Below are 20,726 nucleotides of genomic sequence, written 5' to 3'. Positions count from 1 at the left end.
TTACTTAAAGTTGAGATTAAGTCCTAAAAGGAATGTCCTTGGACGTGGGTAGATATTGTTGTCAATACCGTTTTGAACTTCAGGATCCAAGCCGGTATAGTTGGTGATTACCCCTACATTTTGAACAGTAGCATATAACCTGCCGTTGAAACGGTTGGTAAACAATTTGTCGAAGGCGTAGCCGAGGGTGATGTTGTCTATGCGCATAAATGAAGCATTTTCGACATAGTGATCAGAGAAATACTCGCGGCTGGTAAATCCGTCTTCAAGTGCAGTACTGAGGGTGTTGGTAATATAATCCGGTGTCGCACCTGTAATGAATTTAATCCCTCTGTCAGAATTGACGTTGTTGTAAACATAGTTGTTGAAGTTGCCCCGGATAACTGTGCTTAAATCAAAGTTTTTGTATCTGAGCATGGTGTTAAAACCTAAAAACACATCGGGAGCAGGTTTGTTGTACCGGTATTTGTCTAATTCGGTAATTTGACCGTCTTTGTTCAGGTCTTCATACAAACCTTCGACCGGTTTGCCGTTGGCATCATAGACCTGTTTGAACACAAAGAAAGAACTTGGCGCATAGCCCACGCTGTGAATTTGGATTTTGTTTCCAACACCACCTGAAATGTCACCGGTCGGATTTCCGATAAAGGTCGGGTCATCGTTCAGGGTCAGGTTGGTAATTTCGGTATGTTGTCCGGTAATATTAAAGCCCAGATCCCATGACCAGTAGTTTTTGTTAACGGCGTTGGCGTTGATAGAAAATTCAACCCCTCTGTTATCCATATTCCCGATATTAGTTACCAACTGATTGGTCAGGTTGGTACCGGCAGGTATAGAGATTTGGTTAAGCAGGTCTTTCGTTTTGCGTTGATAGAAGTCGAGCGAACCATAGATACGGCTTTCAAGGAAACCGAAATCGAGACCTGCGTTCCAGGTTGTGGTTTCTTCCCATTTAATATCGGCATCGTAGCCTTCAGGTCGAAGTGTTGTAATAAACTGATCGCCAAACTGATATTGTGCACTGCTTAAACCGGAGGTATAACGGGGCAGATAGGGATAAAAGCCGATGATATCTTGTTGACCGGTAACACCATATCCGGCGCGTAATTTGAAATCGGTCAATACTCTTGAGTTGGCCAAGAAGTTTTCGCGGGCAACGTTCCATGCAACTGCAACGGAAGGGAATAGACCCCAGCGATTTTCTTCACTAAATCTGGAAGAACCATCGTTTCTCAACGTAACCGTTAAAAGGTACTTGTCGTTAAGTGTATAGTTAAACCTTCCGAAAAAGGAAATAAGCACGTATTCGCCTTCATAATCGGTGGTATCGCTTCGGCTACCGGAAACATCTCGGGTTAAAAATTCATTTTCTACGTGAAATCCCTGGTAAGAATAACCTGCCGTAACGTCAAATTTGCTTTTAATGCTGTTGACGGTTTTACCATAGTTCAGGTAAAAATCGAGCAGACGGTTGGTTTTTTCTTCAAAGTAAGAATTGTCCATCCCCCCTTCGCCATTGTTGATTTCAGAGGCAGCTTCAACAGGTACTTGTACTGTTCCATCACTTCTGGCTTTATCCATCCCAAAATTTAGGTTGGCACGAAGTTCGGGAAGGAAGTGAAATTTGTAATCAAACTGCGCATTACCGATAAAACGGTTAACAGTACTCAGGTCTTCGCGCTGTTCTAATCTGGCTAATGGGTTTCTTGGCGCATTAACCGCAACATTGCCGTCAACATCCACCCATTCAAAATAGCCGCCAAATGCATCGCTGTTTGTGAAAACGGGTTGTGTTGGGTCAAACACAATGGCACTTCCTATTGTACCCACATCTGCAAAGCGATTTTTAACTATAGAGCCTTTGGCGTTCAGGTTGATAGACAGGTGGTCATCGAGCAGCTTGGGGCTTAACGACAAAGCACCTGAATATCTGTCCATGTTGGAGGTTTTGAGAATTCCTTGTTGATTGGTAAAGCCCAACGAAACCCTATAGGGCAACACATCACTAATGCTTCCGGCTGCACTTAAATTATGGTCTGTACCGGTTGCGGTCTGATAGATTTCATCCTGCCAATCTGTGTTGGCATTGCCAAGCAAGGCAATTTGTGACGCATTCCCTATTTCATTGACCAATACTCTGAATTCATCGGAGGTCAATGGTTCTAACCGTTTGGCAGTCTGACCGATATTGAAATCTCCGCTGTAAGACAATTGCACAGGCCCGGATTTTCCTTTTTTAGTGGTAATAATGATCACCCCGTTTGATGCTCTCGATCCGTAGATAGCAGTAGCAGAAGCATCTTTCAGAATGGTAAACGACTCGATATCGTTGGGGTTAATGGTGTTTAAAGGGTTTTGAGAACCTGAAATGCCGGCATCAACCGGAATTCCGTCAATAACAACTAAAGGATCGTTATTAGCGGTCAGAGAAGACCCTCCCCTGATTCGGATGGTATTGCCGCCTCCCGGTGCACCGCCTGCCGAAGTAACCTGAACCCCTGCTACCCGGCCAACAATGAGTTGTTCGGGTGTGTTGACAGGTCCTTCGTTGAAGGACTTGGTTGACACCTGTGTTACAGAGCCGGTCAGGTCTTCTTTTTTGGCCACACCATAGCCGATTACAACCACTTCATCAAGCAATTCACCTGCAGCCAGCCTGATGTCTATAACCGACGAAGCACCGAGGGTGATTTCCTGCGTATCGTAACCTACATAAGAATAAACAATCACCGTAGAACCGGCAGGAACACTAAGGCTGTATTTGCCGTCAATATCTGTTACCGTTCCGGTAATGGTACCTTTTACCAAAATGTTCGCTCCTACAATTGGCTCTCCGCTTTGGTCATCAACAACCGTGCCGCTGATATTGCGGCCTTGCCCCAATAACAATTGTGTGCTGAACAGCAACATAAGCATTGCCGTCATCCAAAACCGTTTAAATGTCTTGCGTAATGTTGGATTCATAAAAATTTATGGTTGATTAGTAAAAAAGTTGTAAAAATGTAAAGTGAAAAAAAATGCAACAGAAATCAGATTTGTCCAATAATTGCATAATTATTTTTGCATTAATTATTGCAAACTTAGCATGAATGTTAAAAAACAACTCACAAAAAACAAAATTTTTTGAAAACTATGTGTTTATACTCCGGCATAGAACAACGTTTGGATATGAATGAAAGAAACAGAAACCACAAAAATATTATTTGTACTATTTTTTTTGTTTTCTAAAATATCCTTAAATCTAAATATGTGAAGGGTTGCGCTAAAGGATTTGTGTGATTCGCAAAGTTGAGTTAATTTACTTCATTCTCAACATAAATTGTACTGTTTTTTAAGGCAGGAGTGCATTTTTTTTAAAACAACACTAACCGGTTTCTGTTTACGAGGAACTCCGGTTTTATTTTTGAACCGGTTACAGTAATTTTTTTGCCGGCAAATGTTGTTCAACTTATATATGAGTGTATTAGTCTGTATAGATGAAAATTGCGATAAAAAGCAAATTTTCATCGTTTTGCGAGTTTATTATTGAACCGGCTTTTTCTATCTATACAGAATTACCTGTTCTTGCAGGCTGGTGTTTTTTCCGGTTACTTGTATCCGGTAAACTCCCGCGGGGTAGGCACTGACATCAAGCTGAAGAGTAGTGCCTGACAATAATGATTGTGAGTGCATAAGTTGACCAATATTATTAAATAAGTATAAAGTCAAACCGTCTTCATTTATTAAGTTCGGATTTGTTTGTATAGACAACATCTTATTGGCCGGATTTGGATAGACCAACAGGCAGTTATATTCTGAACCGGCAGCAAGGGGCATTCCGGTAACGAACAAATCAACGGTTTGTTCGAGTGTGCAATTTGTACTGTCGGTAACGGTAAGTGAATAAACACCGGCTGCCAGATTAGTGGCTGTAGTTCCGGTTTGAGGAGGGGTGGTGTTCCATTCGTAGGTATATGGCGGTGTGCCGCCGCTAACAAGCACCTCAATTTCACCGTCTGAGTTTCCTGCAGTAGGAGTTGATGAAGAAAATTCGGCGACCAACTCATCGGGTTGGGTAAGAGTAACCTCATAGGAAGCAAGACAGCCCACCCCGTCCAGCATCTGAAGTGTATAATTTCCGGCTTCAAGATTTTGAATGCTGATGGCATAGGTTGGTGAAAAATTAGGCCCGGAGGTAACCCCATTCCATATATAACGGTAAGGCGGGGTGCCAACCTGCACCGCTCCGGTAATGATGCCGTTGTTCCCTCCAAAACAAGTAACATTAACAGCACTGAAATTTACAACATAGTTAAAACAAGACTGCATGGGGTTGTCATACAGGCAGTCATATTCCGTTCCCATATAGGCTCCCCACGCGATATTGCCGGGTGTTTCAGCAGTTAAATCATAGCGTTTTAGCACAAACCCATCGTTCACATTGATCACCATCGGATTGTTGTTGTGCAGATAAACCAATTCCAGGGTTCCATTGTCATCAATATCACCCACCCAGGGAGTGGAACCCAAATTGGTGCCGGGTGTTATATCAATAAGGGTTGATGTTTGATCGTTGGCAAAATCGTACAAAAGGATTTGGTGAGCATAAGGGCCGGGCGGCATAAAGGGCTGATTGGTGGAAACTAATGCTTCGTCAAAACCATCACCATTGTAATCAAAAGCCAACGGAGAAATCAACGACCAACCCGGTAAGGTGTCCTGTACCAATGTTTGCCCGGTAGCGCCGTCTATCATTAACGTTACATAGTTGAAGAAAGTAGGAGCAAGTCCGGTTGCGTAAATGAAGAACACATCCGGTATATGGTCATCAGTAAATCGTCCGATTGCCGGGGTACAGATGGTTTCTGTGCCGGGTAAGTTTTTTTGCCAAAGCATATCTCCGTTGTTGCCGTCTATGGCAGTGAGTTTGTTTCCGTAGCAGGGTGCAATAATATCCGGGGTTCCGTCTCCGGTCAGGTCGGCAAGACTCGGAGGCGCAATATATCCTTTCGGCCCACCGTCTATCAGTTTGACCGATGCGTTGATATCGCCGGCAAGAATATCGGGCACCGTTGTTCTCCATAGGGACCCGTGCGTGGTTTCTCCGCCGGTTCCGTAAATAACATCCAATATGCCGTCATTACCAAAATCATACACCAAAGGCGACATATAGGTTTCTTTTCCATCCGGCACTTCTGCCAAACCGAGAATATCGCCCGTTGCGCTGCTCAGAATGAGCAGGTTTCCGGGAGGGCGGTTTATGGTGTCAATGGGCAAAGCAGCGGGATTGCCTCCGTTTGAAACCAGCAAATCCTGCAGGTCGTCGCCGTCCTGATCGGGTATCAATTGGGGAGAGTAAAAGTTATACCATCCAAAATCTTCGGCCGGTACGGTATCGCCTTCCGGAAAAAACTCCCAGATAATTTCGCCGCTAATTCCATTGATGGCCATAAACTCAGCACTGCCTCCTCCGATAAACACATCGTTGTTGCCATCACCGCTAATATCTAAAAAAACAGCACTGCCATAAATGCGGTTTCGGGCGGCAACATGCCATAGTATGTCGCCTGTTGCGCCATTGTAAGCAGTAATGCTTTTTGTGCGGTAAAACCCTTCTTCACCACCGCCGGTAACAAAGTCCAGAATGCCGTCGTTGTTCAGGTCGCCGGCTCGGGGAGAGGAGAAACAGGTTCCGGTATCAACCAAAGTGCTCCAAACCAGAGTTTGGGCTGAAACATACTGGCCTATCAAATAAAAGAACAACGCAAGCAAAAAATGGAACTTTTTCATTAGAAAATGGTTGAAAATAGATGGAACAAAAAACTAAACAGGGAAAGCCTGACTTTAGGTCAAAGGCAAAGATACAGTTATTCATAAACTTATTCTACTGTAAAAAACTCATCTGTATCAGGATTAACTATTTAACACAAATTCCTGATTGACAGCCGGATTTGTACGGTTACCCCCCCTGAGCAATTAAAATGATATACCAAAAAAAGATATTGCTTATTCTAAATTCACCCTTCAATCTTAAATCCTAAGCATCATTTTAACAGGAGTTTTAGCTACATTGAAGGGGAACAACACAACATTTATTTTCTTAAATACGAACTATATTCGGGAAAAATCACGCTTTTCGAGAGCTTTTTAATCCTCCGTTAAGCCCCAAAGCCACCCTGCAAAGGGTGAATGCATCTTTGCAATGAGTTAAAGTGCCTCTGCAAAGGGTGAATGCACCCCTGCAATGACTCAATGCACCCCTGCAAAAGGTCAATGCACCTCTGCAATAACTTAAAGTACCCCTGCAACGGGTCAATGCACCCCTGCAATGAGTTCATGTACCTATGCAATAAGTGAATGTACCCCTGCAATAGGTTAGAGTCACCCTGAATTGAGGCATTGTGCCCCTGCAATAACTTAAAGCACCTCTGCAATGATTGAATGTGCCCCTGCACCGGCGTAATGTCAACTGTGTTTTTAGCGCTATCAGTGAAGACACTGATAATGGTAATTTTGAAAACAGAGGCGGCGAGGTTGTGTTTGCGAGTGGGAGATATTGCGGTACAAAAAGAGGGAGAACCTTGTTGGCATTGTGAACGCTGACAGGGATAAAAACACATTGATTAGAATATGTTTCAGGGCAATAACTGATGCACCTCAGTCCTGAGTTTTTTCACCAAACGACAGGTCGCCGGCATCGCCTAAACCGGGAACAATATAACCTTTTGCTGTCAGTTCTTCGTCTATTGCAGCGGTCCAGATACTGATATTCGGGAAATGTCGCCTTAATTCTGCGATGCCTTCGGTACAGGCAATTGCCGTAACAATGTGCATTTCTTTAGGTGCGCCTTGTTCGTATAGTTGTTCGAGTGTGAGCACCATGGAAGCACCTGTGGCGAGCATAGGGTCGGCCAGAATGACAATACGGTCATCTAATTCGGGAGAAGACAGGTATTCTAACTTAATGGTAAATTGCCCGTTTTTATGATGTTTGCGGTAGGCTGAAATAAAGGCATTGTCGGCACGGTCAAAAACATTAAGCAGCCCCTGATGGAGAGGTAGTCCGGCTCTTAAAATGGTTGCTAAAACAGGTTGTTCGCTCAAGACAGTACAAAGTGCTGTGCCAAGGGGAGTGGTGATTTCCTTTTCTTCCGCCGGTAATCTCTTGCCGATTTCATAAGCAAACATCTCTCCCAAACGCTCTAAGTTTCTTCTAAACCGCATCCGGTCGGATTGCAGGCTCACGTCCCGCAACTCAGACATAATTTGTCCTACTAAAGGGTTGTTTTGACTGATATCGTGAATCATAGTGGTTGGTTGTGCTTTAAGTTTTGCTCAAAAACGGACATTTAACTGCAAAAACAAACCTTGCTACATGCCCCGCTTTAGATAAAACTTAGTTGGAATAATTGTTATTGGATGATAAGAGTCAAAAGTAATCATTTTTTTACCTTAATTCAGGGAAAGCAGATTGCCGGGTCAATTTAAATTACATCAACAAACAGCACTACCATTTTACCACCTTTTCCACCTGTTGTTTGCCGGTATAGTCGGTTATTTTCAGCAGATAGGTGCCGGGAGGAAAATTTTGGAGGTCGAACTCAAAAGGAATGTCGTTGTTGCCTGACCACACTACAGGTTTGCTGCAAATTCTGCCATAAACATCAGTCCATTGCAAAATTAAAGGATTGCTTCCGATATGGGGGGGGGATTGCAGAAAAACGGTGTTTTGTGCGGGGTTTGGATAGATTCTAAACCGTTCAGACAGAACTTCGGGGCTGATACCGGTAAAAACAACGACTTCGATTTGAACAGTCGTGGTGCATCCGTCTGCCGTTACAGCCACCCAATAAGAGCCTGGCCCAACCGAAACAGCAGGTGTAGTTTGTCCTGTACTCCAAAGGTAGGTGGCATCGGGATAGGTTGCATCAATCAAAGCCTGTTCACCGGGTAACACAAAAAGGGTATCGGGCAGGGAAACCTGTGGCCCGTTGTTTTGACCTACTTCGGCAGTCAGCAACTGAGAACAGCCGGCCGCATCGGTAACAGACAAATCGTAAAAGCCCGAAGCCAGATTGGAATAGGTGAATTCGGTTTCTTCGGTGGTGAAACTCGCATTGTTTTCTATCCATAAATAGGTAAATGGCGGAGTTCCACTCAAAACGTTGGCGGTAACTATGCCGTCATTGCCAAGGCAATCGGAAGGAATTGAAGAAACGGAAGCCGTCAGGGGCGGAGTTTGTGGAACATTTAACTCCAGTGAAGCAGTACAACCATTGGCATCTGTAACAGATGCGGTATAGGTTCCAGAAGGAAGGTTGTTGGCAAATCCGAACCCGTTCAGCGGTGAGCTAAAAGAATAAGGAGCCTGTCCGCCGGAAGCATCCACCCAAATTGAACCATTGCTGTTCCCACAAGAGGCGGGTACTATTTCCACAATTGCAATGGAAGGCATAGCCGGTAAACTGACGGTGGCCTGTGCGGATGCGATACATCCGTTTGAATCTGTAACAGTTACGGTGTAAAGTCCGGCACTTATTCCGGTTAAGGATGGCGAGGTCATCCCGTTGTTCCAGATATAGTTAAAGGGCGATGTTCCGTTTTCGACAGTAACCTGAGCAGTACCGGTGTTTTGGTTACAGGCTGTGTTGGTGGCGGTTGCTGTCAGAATGGGGGCAGGAATAGCAGAAATTGTAAACTGGTTAACTACATCACATCCGTTGGCATCCGTTACTGTCAGAGAGTATTCGCCGGGCGGTAAATTGGTATTTGGGTTTGAAAATCCTACACTCCATGAAAAGGACAGGGGAAGTGCTCCGCCCACCGGAGTAGCGGTAGCTATACCGTTGTTTAATCCACAGGTTGCGTTTTGAGTGGAAATATTGACTTCAGAAAGGCTCGACACATTGTTGATGTTTATGCTTAACTGCGCTATACATCCTGCTGCATCGGTTGCTGTTACAATATAGGTGCCGGCAGTCAGATTGTCAGCGGTTGGTCCAGATTGTCCGTTACTCCAGTTGAAGGTGTAAGGTGCAAGACTGCCGCTTGCCGAAACCGATGCGGCTCCAAATCCGTTGTTACACAGGTCGTTGGTAATGGAGGCAATGTCAATCACCGGAGCGTTGGTATTGGGGATAATTTCGGTATGGGTGTCAAAACATCCATTCGGCCCATAGACAGTTACTGTATAAATGCCCGCACTCAGCCCTGCTGCCATAGGAGAATTGAGAAGATTGTCGTGTGACCATGAATAGGTAAAGGGTCCGGCACCCATCACTGAAATGACGTTGATGCTGCCGTTTGAAGTTCCGCAACTTGTCGGAAGAATGTTTACAATATTGATGGACGGCGTAGCAGTTGACACACCTACACTTTGAGTGGCAACAGCCGTACAACCCAAAGCATCGGTAACGGTAACCCAGTAATTGCCGGAGGCTAACCAATTTGCAGTTGCCGAATTGAGAGCAGGACTATGCGACCAGGTGTAAGTGAGAGGCGCAACAGCATTGGGGCTTGCAGCAACAGTAATACTGCCGTTTGTCAAACCGCATCCTTCCGGCTGAACGCTTTGAACCATCAGGGTGATATTGCTTTGAGATGAAACATTGACAGTTTCCACATCTGAACATCCGTTTGTATCAGTAACCGTACAACTATAAGAACCGGCAGGCAGGTTAAATGCAAGATTTGAGTTCATCAAAATGTTATGCGACCAGCTAAATGTGAGTGGTGCTGTCCCACCGGTTACCTGCAACTCGATAAAGCCATTCGGTTGCGCACAGGTAGCAGCGGTAATATTGCTGACTGAAAGCGAAGGCCCCGATATATTGCCGACGGTTACCGAAATTTGTGAATAGCAATTGTTTGCATCGGTAACGGTTACAAAATAAGTGCCTCCGTTAAGCCCGGTAGCAGTGGGACCGGTTAGTAAGGTAGTATGCGACCATGTATAGAAATAGGGCATTGTACCGCCGGATGCAGAAACTGAGATAGTACCGTTATTTTGGTTGCAGGAATTAAAGGTAACTGAGTTTACCGTTATTGAGGGAGCACCTGCATTTAAAACAGTAACTTGCTGACTAAGGCTGCAACCGCTCGCATCGGTTACGGTAAAATTGTACAGACCTGCTGTCAGATTGGGATAGGTAAAGGTTGTCTGCCCGCTGTTCCACAAAATGGAATAGGGCATCTGCCCACCGGATGGGGTAATACTAATACTCCCGTTGCTCTGTCCGCATGATGCCGGAATATTTAAAACCGATACACTTAATCCGCTGCAATCAGAGGCCACTATATTCACTAAATAATCTTCTGTTTCACCAAATCCAAACCCTTCACATGATAAAGGCGGCGAATCGCCCTCGTTTAGCCATTTCATCGAAATCCGCATACGGGTTGTGCCAAGCGGGGCTGAAGCAGGAACCGTGAGACTACCGGTTACGGCAGTGCTAAAAACTCCACCCGAATCGAAAACAAGTTCATTGGGGTCATTAAAATCATTATCTTTATTGTAATCAATCCATACGCGCCAGTATTCTCCATAAGCAGAATCGTAATAGCCGGGTTGCAAAACGAGCGGGTAGATATTTCCTTGCTGCAATTCGGTTGAAATGGAGGTTAAATTGACATAGCCATAATTGATTCCCGATGTATGGTTGATTTGATTCAGGCTGACCGATTCTATCCATTCAAAATTGGTATTCCCACCGTAAGAAAAACAATAAGGATCTGAGCAACCCTGAGTTGTTAAAACTACAGAAGGAGTAAATGCACTCGACTCTCCTTCGCAAACTGTTTGCACCTGCGCTTCATATTGAACACAGGGCTGAAGGTAAACAACTGCGCTGTTCGCAACTAAAAGTGCTTCTATCCAGTTTGTCGAACCCAAAGGTCTGAACCGCAACAAATAAGTATTGGCAGTAGGAGAAACCTCCCAGCTCAGTGTGGCATGTGTGTAATTGATATTGGTTGCCGAAAATAATCCGGGCGGATTACATAGGCTCATTCCGGCTGCGCTTAAGCTAAAATTCAATACAAAGAAAAGCAAACAAAACAAAAAGCAGCGCATAAAAAACTAATTAAAGTATGAACCTGCAAAGTTAAGCTATTTAAACTTATTCAGAGGGTACCTTCCGGAATCGGCCTCCTTCGCTGAACATGTCTGTGATGAAAGTTATTCAAGATCGAACAGACTTTTTACTCCGATGGAGCGGGTGGTTTCAAATCCTTCGGCATAGGTAAAGGGGGTTTGCCGTGCCATTTCTAATGCGCGGGCGTTGAGCCGGTCTAAAAATGATTTGTCCGAAATATAAGTGTGCGTTTCACCGGTTTGTTCCTGATATTGTGGGTTGTAAAACTGCGAGCCGTAAGCCTGAATTGCCGCCCATTTTTGTTCCATAAACGGACTGATGTCCACCACAAAATCGGGTTTGCGAAAACTATCCTGAATATAATGATACAAAACCTTAGGTCGCCATGGCAATTGAATGGCTCCGGTGGTTGGGTCGTTGGTATTAATTTTTAACAAACCCGACAAAAAGCAGGCATCGGCTACAAGTTTGGCGGCTCTGCCATGGTCAGGGTGCCGGTCAGACAACGCCGGTGCTAAAACAATTTCGGGCTGACAGGCACGCAAAATTCCTATGATTGCTAACTGATGTTTGAGGTCGTTGGTAAAAAATCCATCTTCAAACTCTAAGTTGAACCTGACCGAAGTGCCTAATATTCTGGCTGCTTCTTCTGCTTCTTTCTTTCTCAGTTCCACACTTCCCCGGGTTCCTAATTGTCCGAGAGTAAGGTCTAACAAACCGACTGTATTACCGGCTGAAATTTGGGATAAAATTGTTCCGCCACAAGACAATTCTATATCATCCGGATGTACGCCAATGGCTAAAATGTCTAACTTCATGCGATGGAATGGTTAATGTTTTCTGTTGTATTTTGTACTTAATATCGGTCCAAAAGGATAAGTTCGGATTTAAACTGACGGGAAAAAGCAGGTTGCCCGGTAAAGCAACTTTGCAAATATGCGGTCATCTTTTTACGTTGTTGCGAAATAATGTATTTTTGCCTTTTTAGTCTTGTTTAAACTCACATCAAAACATCATACAGGAGTTTTATGTTTAAACAGGGTATATTTTACTCAACGGGTTAACTTATGGCATGTCAGTACAAGTAAGCGGATTGACCAAACTTTATGGTACGCAAAAAGCGGTGAACGGCATCAGTTTTGAAGCAAATCAAGGAGAGATTCTGGGATTTTTAGGACCTAACGGGGCAGGTAAAACAACCACCATGAAGATGCTAACTTGCTTTATTCCTCCAACAGAGGGGACTGCAAAGGTTTGCGGGTTCGACATCTTGGAATCTCCCATGGAGGTTAGGCAGCAAATAGGATACCTCCCCGAACACAACCCGTTGTATGCTGATATGTACGTCCGCGAATCGCTCGAATTTATTGCCCGTCTGCATCAATTGGGTAATGCAGCACGAAGCCGTATTGATGAAATGATTGGACTGACCGGGTTAGAACGCGAGCAAAAAAAGCATATCAGTCAACTTTCTAAAGGCTATCGTCAGCGGGTTGGGCTGGCACAGGCCATGATACACAATCCTCCGGTACTCATTTTAGACGAACCTACTTCAGGTTTAGACCCCAACCAGTTGATAGAAATCAGACAGGTAATAAAAATGCTGGGGCAGGAGAAAACCGTGATTTTAAGTACGCATATTATGCAGGAAGTACAAGCCCTTTGCGACCGGGTTATTATCCTGGACAGGGGTGTAGTCGTTGCCAACGATATGACCGAAAACCTGCAACATCGTGCTCAAAGCCAAACTACGGTGATTGCCGAGTTTTCTCCCATGCCCGATGCCCATCTGCTCGAAACCATTGAGGGTGTTCTAAGGGTTGAAGAGATTGGGGCCAACAAATGGCGCATTTATTCTGAAGGAAATCAGGACCTTCGCCCCGCGTTATTTAATTTTGCAGTTAAAAACAACTTCATATTGCTTACCCTTGTACAGGAGCAAAGCAGCCTTGAAGATGTATTCAGACAACTGACTTCAGGGGCACCAAACATTATGGCACAATCCTGATGTCTTCAAATTGATTGGTCCTGCTTTTACTATTTGGGGTCGGGCTTAAATAAAACTCTTCGCAGACTGTCTAATTGTGCTTCTGACATGCCCGGTGAATCAAAATTAATCCCTCCATCCGTACTGTTTTCGTCAAAGTCAATTAATATTGAACTGCCCTCATAAGCATCCGGCGTTACCAAACGATCCAAGGTTTCTTTACTTACTTTTTGGTCTCCGCAATCGGTACAGTCTGACGGAACATCGCTGTTTGTAGTTTTAGCACCGGCGTTAGATTTGTCAGGTTGTTTTTTTGGGGTTTCTGGCAAAGTGGCTTTAGTGGTGGAGGTTGCAGGAACAGGCAGGTCATCTGATTTGGCCTTTACCGCACTTCTGAACTGAATTTTATATCCCATTTCACTCACCTGATTATGAAGTACCGGGTTGAGCAGTATTTTAACCGGATCATAGCCGCGGCGGGTAACTATTTTCAAAGTATTTTTATCCAAATCCGACTCACATTGTTGTATGCCTTCTTGCGACATAAAAAACCGCACTACCTTGACGGCATCTTTAATAGTAAACGGGAGTTCTGTTCCTTGTGAGTTGATTTTAGTCAGAATGATGCCTCCGGGGTCATCGCTGCTAAAGGATGTTTGAGCCGGCAAAACGACCATGTTGAATAGGAGCGGTAAAAACAAAACAAGATGCCTCATGAATTTCAGATTTTGTATCAGTTTGGTCAGTATCAGTTTATACGAAGTTGGTTAAAAGTTGTTCGGGAGAAGGGTTGTATAGTCGAAAAAAGTAGAGGACAAGCAATTTAAGCGATATACCCTGCAATAATAGCTACAGCACCAATTATAAAGCAATAAACAGAAAAATAGGCAATTTTACCTCCCTGAACAATGTTCAGCATCCAACGGCAAGCGATCCATCCGGAAATGAATGCTGCCAGAAACCCGGCCAAATAAGGTATCCATTCTGCCGAGGATACGGCTTGTTGTTCCAGATCTTTTACCTTCAGCAGTGTAGCGCCCATTATTGGGGCCAATACCATCAGAAACGAAAAACGGGTGGCTTCAGGTTTAGCTACTCCCAAAGCCAGTGCAGTTGCAATAGTTGTTCCCGATCTCGAAATTCCGGGAAGGATGGCTACTGCCTGTGCTAACCCAACAATTAACGCGTGTTTGTAGCCCACTTGTTTGTTCTGTCCTCTGTCTAATCGGCTTAACAGCAAAATACATCCCGTGCCCATAAGTAAAAAGCCTACCATTACAACCCTGCCGGTAAACAACTCTTCGATTGCATCTTCAAAAAAAACACCCACCAACCCCACCGGTATCATTGATAAAGCAAGTTTGGTCAGATATTGCGTTTCTTCGTTCCATTTGAACCTGAAGATTGCCGACAATAGTTTCCATATTTCGCTTCTCAAAACAATCATGGTACTTAACACCGTTGCACCATGTACCAAAATTGTAAATGTCAGATTATTCGCGCCGGTGATTTCAAAGAAAGCCTTTCCAAGTTCAATATGCCCGCTGCTGCTAACCGGTAAAAACTCAGTAAATCCCTGAAGAATTCCTAAAATAATCGCCTCAATAATGCTCATAAGCAAATTACAATACCCCTTGTTTAGCGTTTATTGATATTTGTTTTTGAAGTTGATTTGGTTGTAATTGCTGAATCAGTTTCCGTTTCTTCGACCGGTGTAAAAATTGCAACAATTTGGGCAATAAATCCCAACAGGATTATCACCGGTGCCAAGACGGTACGTCTGAATCCGTAAATGACTTCTTCGGGATAAACATTAGGGTCAGTGCTCGCTCCTCCTGACATCAGCGCAAAACCAAGCAGAATCAAACCAATTCCAACTAAAACGATATAGAAATTCTTTTTTCCGAAAAGGCGGCGATTGTTGTACATGATATAACGATTAATTAGTGTTGAGAAAAATAGGTTGTTTTAAACCGGTAAAGTCAAATTCAAGCAAAAAGCAGGGTTAATACAATTCGTCTAATTGCAGTTGAAGGTATTTTATGACCGAAGTTTTGGTGCTCCACCAAGACATGAAAACACCGAAAAGGGTAATGATGATACAAATCAGTACAAAACTAAGCAACTCGTGTAAAATACTAAGTTCGGGCATGTTTTTTTGTGCCATCAACAACACCAAAGCCAGTAAAACTGAAGCGAGCATCCCGCTGACCATTCCATTGTAAATGCTTTGAGTGATAAACGGCTGTGCAATAAACCATCGGGTAGCGCCAACTAATTGCATACTTTTTATCAGAAAGCGATTGGAGTACATGGCCAGTTTGATGGTATTGTCAATTAAAACAAATGCAATGGCAAAAAACAACAAACTTAAAGCTACAATAAAAAAACCGACTTTTTTGATATTGCTGTTTACCATTGTTATTATTGCTTCTTGATAATACACTTCTTTGATAGCTTTGTTTTTTACCAATAGATTTTTGATTTTTGTCAAGCTGTCTGTATTGGCATAAGGGGCATTCAAATACAAACTGAAGGAGGCAAACAGGGGGTTAAAGCCAAGTATGGAGTCAAAGTTTTCTTGGGTTTGTTGAATAAACTGACGTGCCGCCTCATCTTTTGAAATATATTGGACGGACTTGGTGTAGGGTTTTGAAGCCATTTCAGTTTTGAGTAGCTTAATGGAATCGGCCGTTAAATCATCGTCCAAAATAACGATGATTTCAAGATTTTCCTTAAAATGTCTGGACAACTGCCTTGCCTGCATAAGTAGCACACATAATACTCCGATTAAGAACAGCACCAATGCTATACTTACAATAGAATAAGCATAAGAAGGCTTACTGAAACGGGTACTGTTTCCTTTCTTAGGCGGCAAACCGGACATGCAAATAGGTTATGTGTCGTTTAACCTGCAAATGTAGGCAATTACCCCTTAATACGCTAATATCAAAAGACCCGGCAGTATAAAACAGTTGCTCGAGTGGCATCAGAAGGCATATTATCTACCGAATTTAATGGAAGAGATATGAGTTTTTGCAAAAAAGAAGGATTCTAAGAAGCACTATTTGCTTTTTGGTGCAGGTATTTGTAAGGTGGTGCCGGGCTTTACATCATCCGAAACGAGTTTGTTCTGTCGCATCAGAGCATCTTTGGTGATGTTGAAAGCGGCAGCAATTTTTGACAGACTATCGCCTTGCTGGAAAATATATTGCGCAACGATTGGAGTTTCTGAGGCGGCTTCATTCATTTCAGGCAAAGCGGAAGCCGGGATAATATTATCTTCTATTTTACGGGCCTCAATATTGCGGTAAACTTTTTCGTAAACTTTTGGGACTTTGATGATTAAAGTTTTCCCAACTGATATTTTGTTGTTGCTGAGTTTATTCCACTTTTTCAGTTCGGCAATCGTACAGTCAAAGGTTTCTGCAATTTCTCCCAGCGAGTCGCCAACTTTGACGCGGTATTCAATAGTTGACTGCTTACTTTCATCAATTTTAACCGGTGTGTATTCTAATCCAAATTCATCCATTTTATAGTTCCACACATTACCTGCCGGCAGTTGCATGCGGTCTTTTACTTTGGCTGTATTGAGTACTATTTCACCGGGCTGAGGAGTTCGTTCGGCAACAAAACTCATAAAATCTGAAAGTTTGTTAACCGGCAGGGTAACCGGAAATCCATTCACCATTCTCGGAATTACTGCCCGTTTGATAGCGGGATTTAAAAACTGCAACTCTTCGAGCGGCATTCCTAAATAACTGGAAACTTCTTTCAAATCCAGGGGCACAAAGACTCTCACGGTGTCAGTAGCATAAAAATTGTAAGCGGCATCGTGCTTGATAATGTTATGTTCGGGATAGTAATTCATTGCATAGACCGCTGCTGTAAACAGAGGGATATAGCTTTGTGCTTCTTCGGATAAGAAAGGAGCAACTGATTTGTAGTCTTTTCTTCCGCCTGATCTTTTAATAGCTTTGTTGACTACTCCTTCACCAACGTTAAATGCAACAATGGCCAATTGCCAGTCGCGGTATCTTCCATACAAAGATCGGAGATGCTGAACGGCGACTTCAGTGGATAGCAGGGGGTCGAACCGCTCATCAATAAATGAATTAGCCTCTAAACCGTAGAGGCGGGCGGTGCCGTAGGATAGTTGCCATAACCCCGCCCCGTTGTTAGATTTGGCATGAGGGATAAGTGCAGATTGTATGACCGGTAAATACTTCAGTTCAATCGGCAGTCCGTACCTGTCTAAGGCATCTTCAAATATCCGGTAGTAATGGTCTGTTCTTGGCAACATTCGGGCTATCTGATCGCGGCGGTGTAAGAGGTAGATGGAGATAAACCTGCTCACTAATTCATCGAACTCCATAGGGATTAGAGTGGGGAGGGCTTTTAAGCGTTCTTCATAAATTTCATCTGTAAATTCAGGAATTTTATCTGCTGCCAACGGATAACTTGCTGTAATTGGTCCTCGCAGGAGTTTATTTTGTTTAATGACATCCCGCTGTGATTCGACATAAACCTTTTGCTCCTCCACAACAGGTTTGGGAGCAGTTGCTTTTTCTACAGGTGCAGCTTCTTCCTGCTTTTCTTTTTCAGCATCAACCCAAGGCTCTTCTTCGTCCGCATCGGGAATTTGCAAATCTACACCTCCCTGATAATCAAAGCCGCTCTCTTGTGTCGGTTTAGCAGTATTGGGTTTAGCCGGTGCTATAGTGGCCGACGACTTGGTGTTTTGAGGGCTTTCATCGGCAGGTTTTTTACCGGTACTGTCGGCAGGGGTAGTTTTGGGGAATTCTCTTTTGGTAACATTAGTTACTTGTGCGAACAATACATTTAACTGAAACATCAATAAAGAGATGAATAAAAGAGTGCTTATTCGTGAAAAATTACAAACAGATATTCGCATGTAAGTCAAGTTTAAAGGGGAGTAATTGCGGGGTTAAACAGCCGCTTTGGACAATTGGTGTAAAATTAAGCAAAAAGACAGATTGGCCGTCTTTCGGATGCTACAATTAACCTCATCTGCTTGTGTTTTAGTAACATGAGTTAAGCAATGATGATGAAATTGATATACACTCTCATTTTTTTTCTATTTTGCACACCCAAACAATATCTATTCATTTACCAAATGCGTATGCTCATGAAAACAACTTTTACCTTTTTGTTTTTCTTTCTTACGTTGGGTTTACTTCCGCTACAGGCACAATATCAGCTTAACGGCAGTGCTATTCAAACAGACGAAAACTGTTTTGAACTGACTCCCGCCATCAACAATCAGGCAGGTTCCATGTGGTATCTGGAACAGGTCAGCCTGTTTGAAAGTTTTACCCTTGACTTTGACATTTTTCTGGGATGTGTGGATGCCAACGGGGCCGATGGAATCTACTTCGTTCTTCAACCAATCAGCACATCGCTTGGCAGCGCAGGAGGCGGAATAGGATTTCAGGGCATTGTGCCCTCGTTAGGTGTTGAGTTCGATACCTGGCAAAACAACAGCGGCGCTGAAGCATACGCCGATCCGACTTTTGACCATGTTGCCATTCAGCAAAACGGCGACCTGAACCACAGCGGAGTCAATAACCTTGCCGGACCTGTTGCCATTAGCGCAAGCAGCGACAATGTGGAAGATTGCGCCTATCACAATATGCGTATTGTATGGCAGACAGAAACCCAAACATTGTCTGTCTATTTTGACTGTAATTTGCGTCTGACCTATACCGGCAATATTGTGGACGATATTTTTGGAGGAGACCCTGATGTTTTCTGGGGTTTTACCTCAGCAACCGGAGGTGCCAACAATGTCCATGCAATTTGTCTGGACTATGTTTCTTTCACCGACCAGTTGCAGGACACCGCAATATGTCCCGGTCAAAGTGTGCCTCTGAGTGTGCCCGAAGGGTTTGAATTGTATATTTGGGAGCCAACTACCGGACTTGACAACCCCAATATCCCCAATCCTGTTGCTACGCCCACCGAAACTACGACCTATACGGTAACGGTTATTGACGAATGTGGAACCGATTTTAATGATGTCGTTACTATTAGTATTGTGCCGGAGTTGGTTTTAGAATTGGGTCCGGATTTGTTTATTTGTGAAAATGAAACGGTTGCCGTTGATGCCACAACTGCCGGAGCAACTGCCTATTTATGGGAAAACGGCACTACTAATCCTGTTTTTGAAGTGACAGCTCATGGAACTTATTGGGTTGAAGTGAGCAATGACTGTTACAGTGTTACCGATACCATCACTTTCCTTCCCTTAGTAGTGGATTATAACCTTGACTTAGGGCCGGATGTTACCGTTTGTGAAGGTCAGGCTGCTGCGCTTAGTTCTAACATTTTGGACGACAATCTGAACTTTCAATGGTCAAACGGACAAACTACTCCGGCGATTTCGGTTTTAGAAGGAGGGGTATATTCGCTCACAATCAGCAATGATTGTGGGGTTAGTTCTGACACTATTATGGTTTTTTTAACACCGGCACCTTCTGTCGAACTGGGAGAAACCTTACAAGACCTGTGTGTCGAAAATGTCAACCTGCTTGACGCAACCGGCAATGAAATTACCGATTATATCTGGCAGGATGGCAGTGCTAACGCCACTTACCTTGTTGAAGAAACCGGAATTTATTCGGTAACGGTCAGCAATGCCTGCGGTACTGCAACGGACGAAGTTTGCATTACCCTTCAAAGTTGCGACGTTCAATGCGAAGCGATGGAAATTATTCATGTTTTTACTTGTGAGCCGGTAACTCAAAATTATTCCGTTTTTGCCTCAGTCAGTGGCGGGACAGCGCCCTATTCTGTTTCGGGCAGCTACAATGGCGTAATCAACGAAGACAATACGGTCATCAGTTTTGGCCCTTTAACTCCGGGAACAAACTATCAGCTCACGTTTACGGATGCAATGGGTTGTGTTCGAAGTGTGCTGACCAAGCCTTTCTGCAATACGCTGCCTGTTGAGCTCCTCAGTTTTACCGGAAAAACTACGGACCTTGGCAACGAGTTGCAATGGAAGGTGGCTTCCGAAACAAATTGTGCACATTACACCCTCTATTTTTCCTCCGAAGGAGCCGGCAATTTCCGCCCTTTAGGACAAATACAAGCTGCGGGAACTACCTCATTGAACCAACAGTATGATTTTTTACACGCGGAAGCACCATCCGGAAAGTCGTATTACCAACTCTCTCAAACCGACTTTGACGGAACCGAGCATTTTTTGGGAACTGTTTTGTTGCAGCGCAACTTGCCTGCCGGTGTAGAAAACTTGTTTGCTTTCACCATTTTACCCGTTCCCGTAAAACAGGAGGCATGGTTGAACTTCAGCTCGCCTGTTTCAGAAACCGTTAAAGTCAGTTTATACAATACTGCCGGACAGTTGGTGATGGACGCGTTAATATTGGCTTCGGAAGGCAACAACCAATATGTTCTTCAAGTAAACGATTTGCCTTCGGGTTTATATGTAGCAATGCTTTCCAACAGCAGCAGCCGGTCTGTTCAGAAATTGTTCAAAGAGTAAATCCGGACTAAGCTACATACAAAAACGGTTATCAGAATCTGCAAACAGGCAGGGACTGATAACCGTTTTTGATTAGTAACCTCACCGGTACAATAGCAGGATTCCGACAAGAGGAGGGATGGGTTTTAACAAACAATAA

The 20,726-nt window shown here is 43.8% G+C and carries 12 protein-coding genes; 2 read left to right on the top strand and 10 right to left on the bottom strand.

Annotation, left to right across the window (positions count from 1 at the left end; genetic code table 11):
* The 5 genes from IPM47_01375 to bshB1 all read right to left on the bottom strand — a co-directional run bounded on the left by IPM47_01375 (position 1) and on the right by bshB1 (position 11,890).
* On the bottom strand, positions 1–2,964 hold the full coding sequence (locus tag IPM47_01375) for a TonB-dependent receptor (protein QQS29631.1): 2,964 nt from the start codon (positions 2,962–2,964) through the stop codon (positions 1–3).
* A 576-nt stretch (positions 2,965–3,540) separates the two neighbouring features.
* Entirely contained in the window at positions 3,541–5,769 is a 2,229-nt protein-coding gene (locus tag IPM47_01370; protein ID QQS29630.1) for a PQQ-binding-like beta-propeller repeat protein, read from the bottom strand.
* An 867-nt stretch (positions 5,770–6,636) separates the two neighbouring features.
* Positions 6,637–7,287, bottom strand: a complete 651-nt coding sequence (upp, locus tag IPM47_01365; GenBank protein QQS29629.1) for a uracil phosphoribosyltransferase — start codon at positions 7,285–7,287, stop codon at positions 6,637–6,639.
* A gap of 199 nt (positions 7,288–7,486) precedes the next feature.
* Positions 7,487–10,987: a T9SS type A sorting domain-containing protein gene (locus IPM47_01360; GenBank protein QQS29628.1), complete on the bottom strand. Its 3,501-nt coding sequence runs from the start codon at positions 10,985–10,987 to the stop codon at positions 7,487–7,489.
* Positions 10,988–11,155: 168 nt separating this feature from the next.
* Entirely contained in the window at positions 11,156–11,890 is a 735-nt protein-coding gene (gene bshB1, locus IPM47_01355; protein ID QQS29627.1) for a bacillithiol biosynthesis deacetylase BshB1, read from the bottom strand.
* 254 nt (positions 11,891–12,144) lie between these two features.
* On the opposite strand from bshB1, the gene gldA reads away from it, so the two are divergent.
* Entirely contained in the window at positions 12,145–13,080 is a 936-nt protein-coding gene (gldA, locus tag IPM47_01350; GenBank protein ID QQS29626.1) for a gliding motility-associated ABC transporter ATP-binding subunit GldA, read from the top strand.
* Between the two features lie 29 nt (positions 13,081–13,109).
* On the opposite strand, the gene IPM47_01345 is transcribed toward gldA, so the two are convergent.
* From IPM47_01345 to IPM47_01325, 5 genes are all read right to left on the bottom strand, one after another.
* Positions 13,110–13,775 (bottom strand): hypothetical protein, encoded by a 666-nt coding sequence (locus IPM47_01345; protein ID QQS29625.1) that lies wholly within the window; start codon positions 13,773–13,775, stop codon positions 13,110–13,112.
* A 107-nt stretch (positions 13,776–13,882) separates the two neighbouring features.
* On the bottom strand, positions 13,883–14,674 hold the full coding sequence (locus IPM47_01340) for an undecaprenyl-diphosphate phosphatase (GenBank protein QQS31359.1): 792 nt from the start codon (positions 14,672–14,674) through the stop codon (positions 13,883–13,885).
* Between the two features lie 23 nt (positions 14,675–14,697).
* Positions 14,698–14,988 (bottom strand): DUF3098 domain-containing protein, encoded by a 291-nt coding sequence (locus IPM47_01335; GenBank protein QQS29624.1) that lies wholly within the window; start codon positions 14,986–14,988, stop codon positions 14,698–14,700.
* Between the two features lie 76 nt (positions 14,989–15,064).
* Complete coding sequence (locus IPM47_01330) at positions 15,065–15,946, bottom strand: cell division protein FtsX (protein ID QQS29623.1); 882 nt, start codon at positions 15,944–15,946, stop codon at positions 15,065–15,067.
* A gap of 177 nt (positions 15,947–16,123) precedes the next feature.
* The gene (locus IPM47_01325) at positions 16,124–17,974 is read right to left on the bottom strand and encodes a LysM peptidoglycan-binding domain-containing protein (GenBank protein ID QQS29622.1); all 1,851 of its coding nucleotides are present in this window, start codon (positions 17,972–17,974) and stop codon (positions 16,124–16,126) included.
* A 234-nt stretch (positions 17,975–18,208) separates the two neighbouring features.
* Between IPM47_01325 and IPM47_01320 the strand changes: the two genes are divergently transcribed.
* A complete protein-coding gene (locus IPM47_01320) occupies positions 18,209–20,587 on the top strand; it encodes a T9SS type A sorting domain-containing protein (GenBank protein ID QQS29621.1) in 2,379 nt (792 codons plus the stop codon).
* Positions 20,588–20,726: the final 139 nt, after the last annotated feature.

The sequence above is a fragment of the Sphingobacteriales bacterium genome (assembly GCA_016700115.1).
In the GTDB taxonomy this organism is placed as follows: domain Bacteria; phylum Bacteroidota; class Bacteroidia; order Chitinophagales; family UBA2359; genus UBA2359.
This window is presented reverse-complemented; position numbering and strand designations above follow the sequence as displayed.

Excerpts from the sequence above, each read along its gene's own strand:
- IPM47_01340 (QQS31359.1), bottom strand. The coding sequence starts at position 14,674 with ATGAGCATTATTGAGGCGATTATTTTAGGAATTCTTCAGGGATTTACT.
- IPM47_01335 (QQS29624.1), bottom strand. The coding sequence starts at position 14,988 with ATGTACAACAATCGCCGCCTTTTCGGAAAAAAGAATTTCTATATCGTT.
- IPM47_01325 (QQS29622.1), bottom strand. The coding sequence starts at position 17,974 with ATGCGAATATCTGTTTGTAATTTTTCACGAATAAGCACTCTTTTATTC.
- IPM47_01320 (QQS29621.1), top strand. The coding sequence starts at position 18,209 with ATGAAAACAACTTTTACCTTTTTGTTTTTCTTTCTTACGTTGGGTTTA.
- IPM47_01360 (QQS29628.1), bottom strand. The coding sequence starts at position 10,987 with ATGAGCCTATGTAATCCGCCCGGATTATTTTCGGCAACCAATATCAAT.
- bshB1 (QQS29627.1), bottom strand. The coding sequence starts at position 11,890 with ATGAAGTTAGACATTTTAGCCATTGGCGTACATCCGGATGATATAGAA.
- upp (QQS29629.1), bottom strand. The coding sequence starts at position 7,287 with ATGATTCACGATATCAGTCAAAACAACCCTTTAGTAGGACAAATTATG.
- IPM47_01345 (QQS29625.1), bottom strand. The coding sequence starts at position 13,775 with ATGAGGCATCTTGTTTTGTTTTTACCGCTCCTATTCAACATGGTCGTT.
- IPM47_01330 (QQS29623.1), bottom strand. The coding sequence starts at position 15,946 with ATGTCCGGTTTGCCGCCTAAGAAAGGAAACAGTACCCGTTTCAGTAAG.
- IPM47_01375 (QQS29631.1), bottom strand. The coding sequence starts at position 2,964 with ATGAATCCAACATTACGCAAGACATTTAAACGGTTTTGGATGACGGCA.
- IPM47_01370 (QQS29630.1), bottom strand. The coding sequence starts at position 5,769 with ATGAAAAAGTTCCATTTTTTGCTTGCGTTGTTCTTTTATTTGATAGGC.
- gldA (QQS29626.1), top strand. The coding sequence starts at position 12,145 with ATGTCAGTACAAGTAAGCGGATTGACCAAACTTTATGGTACGCAAAAA.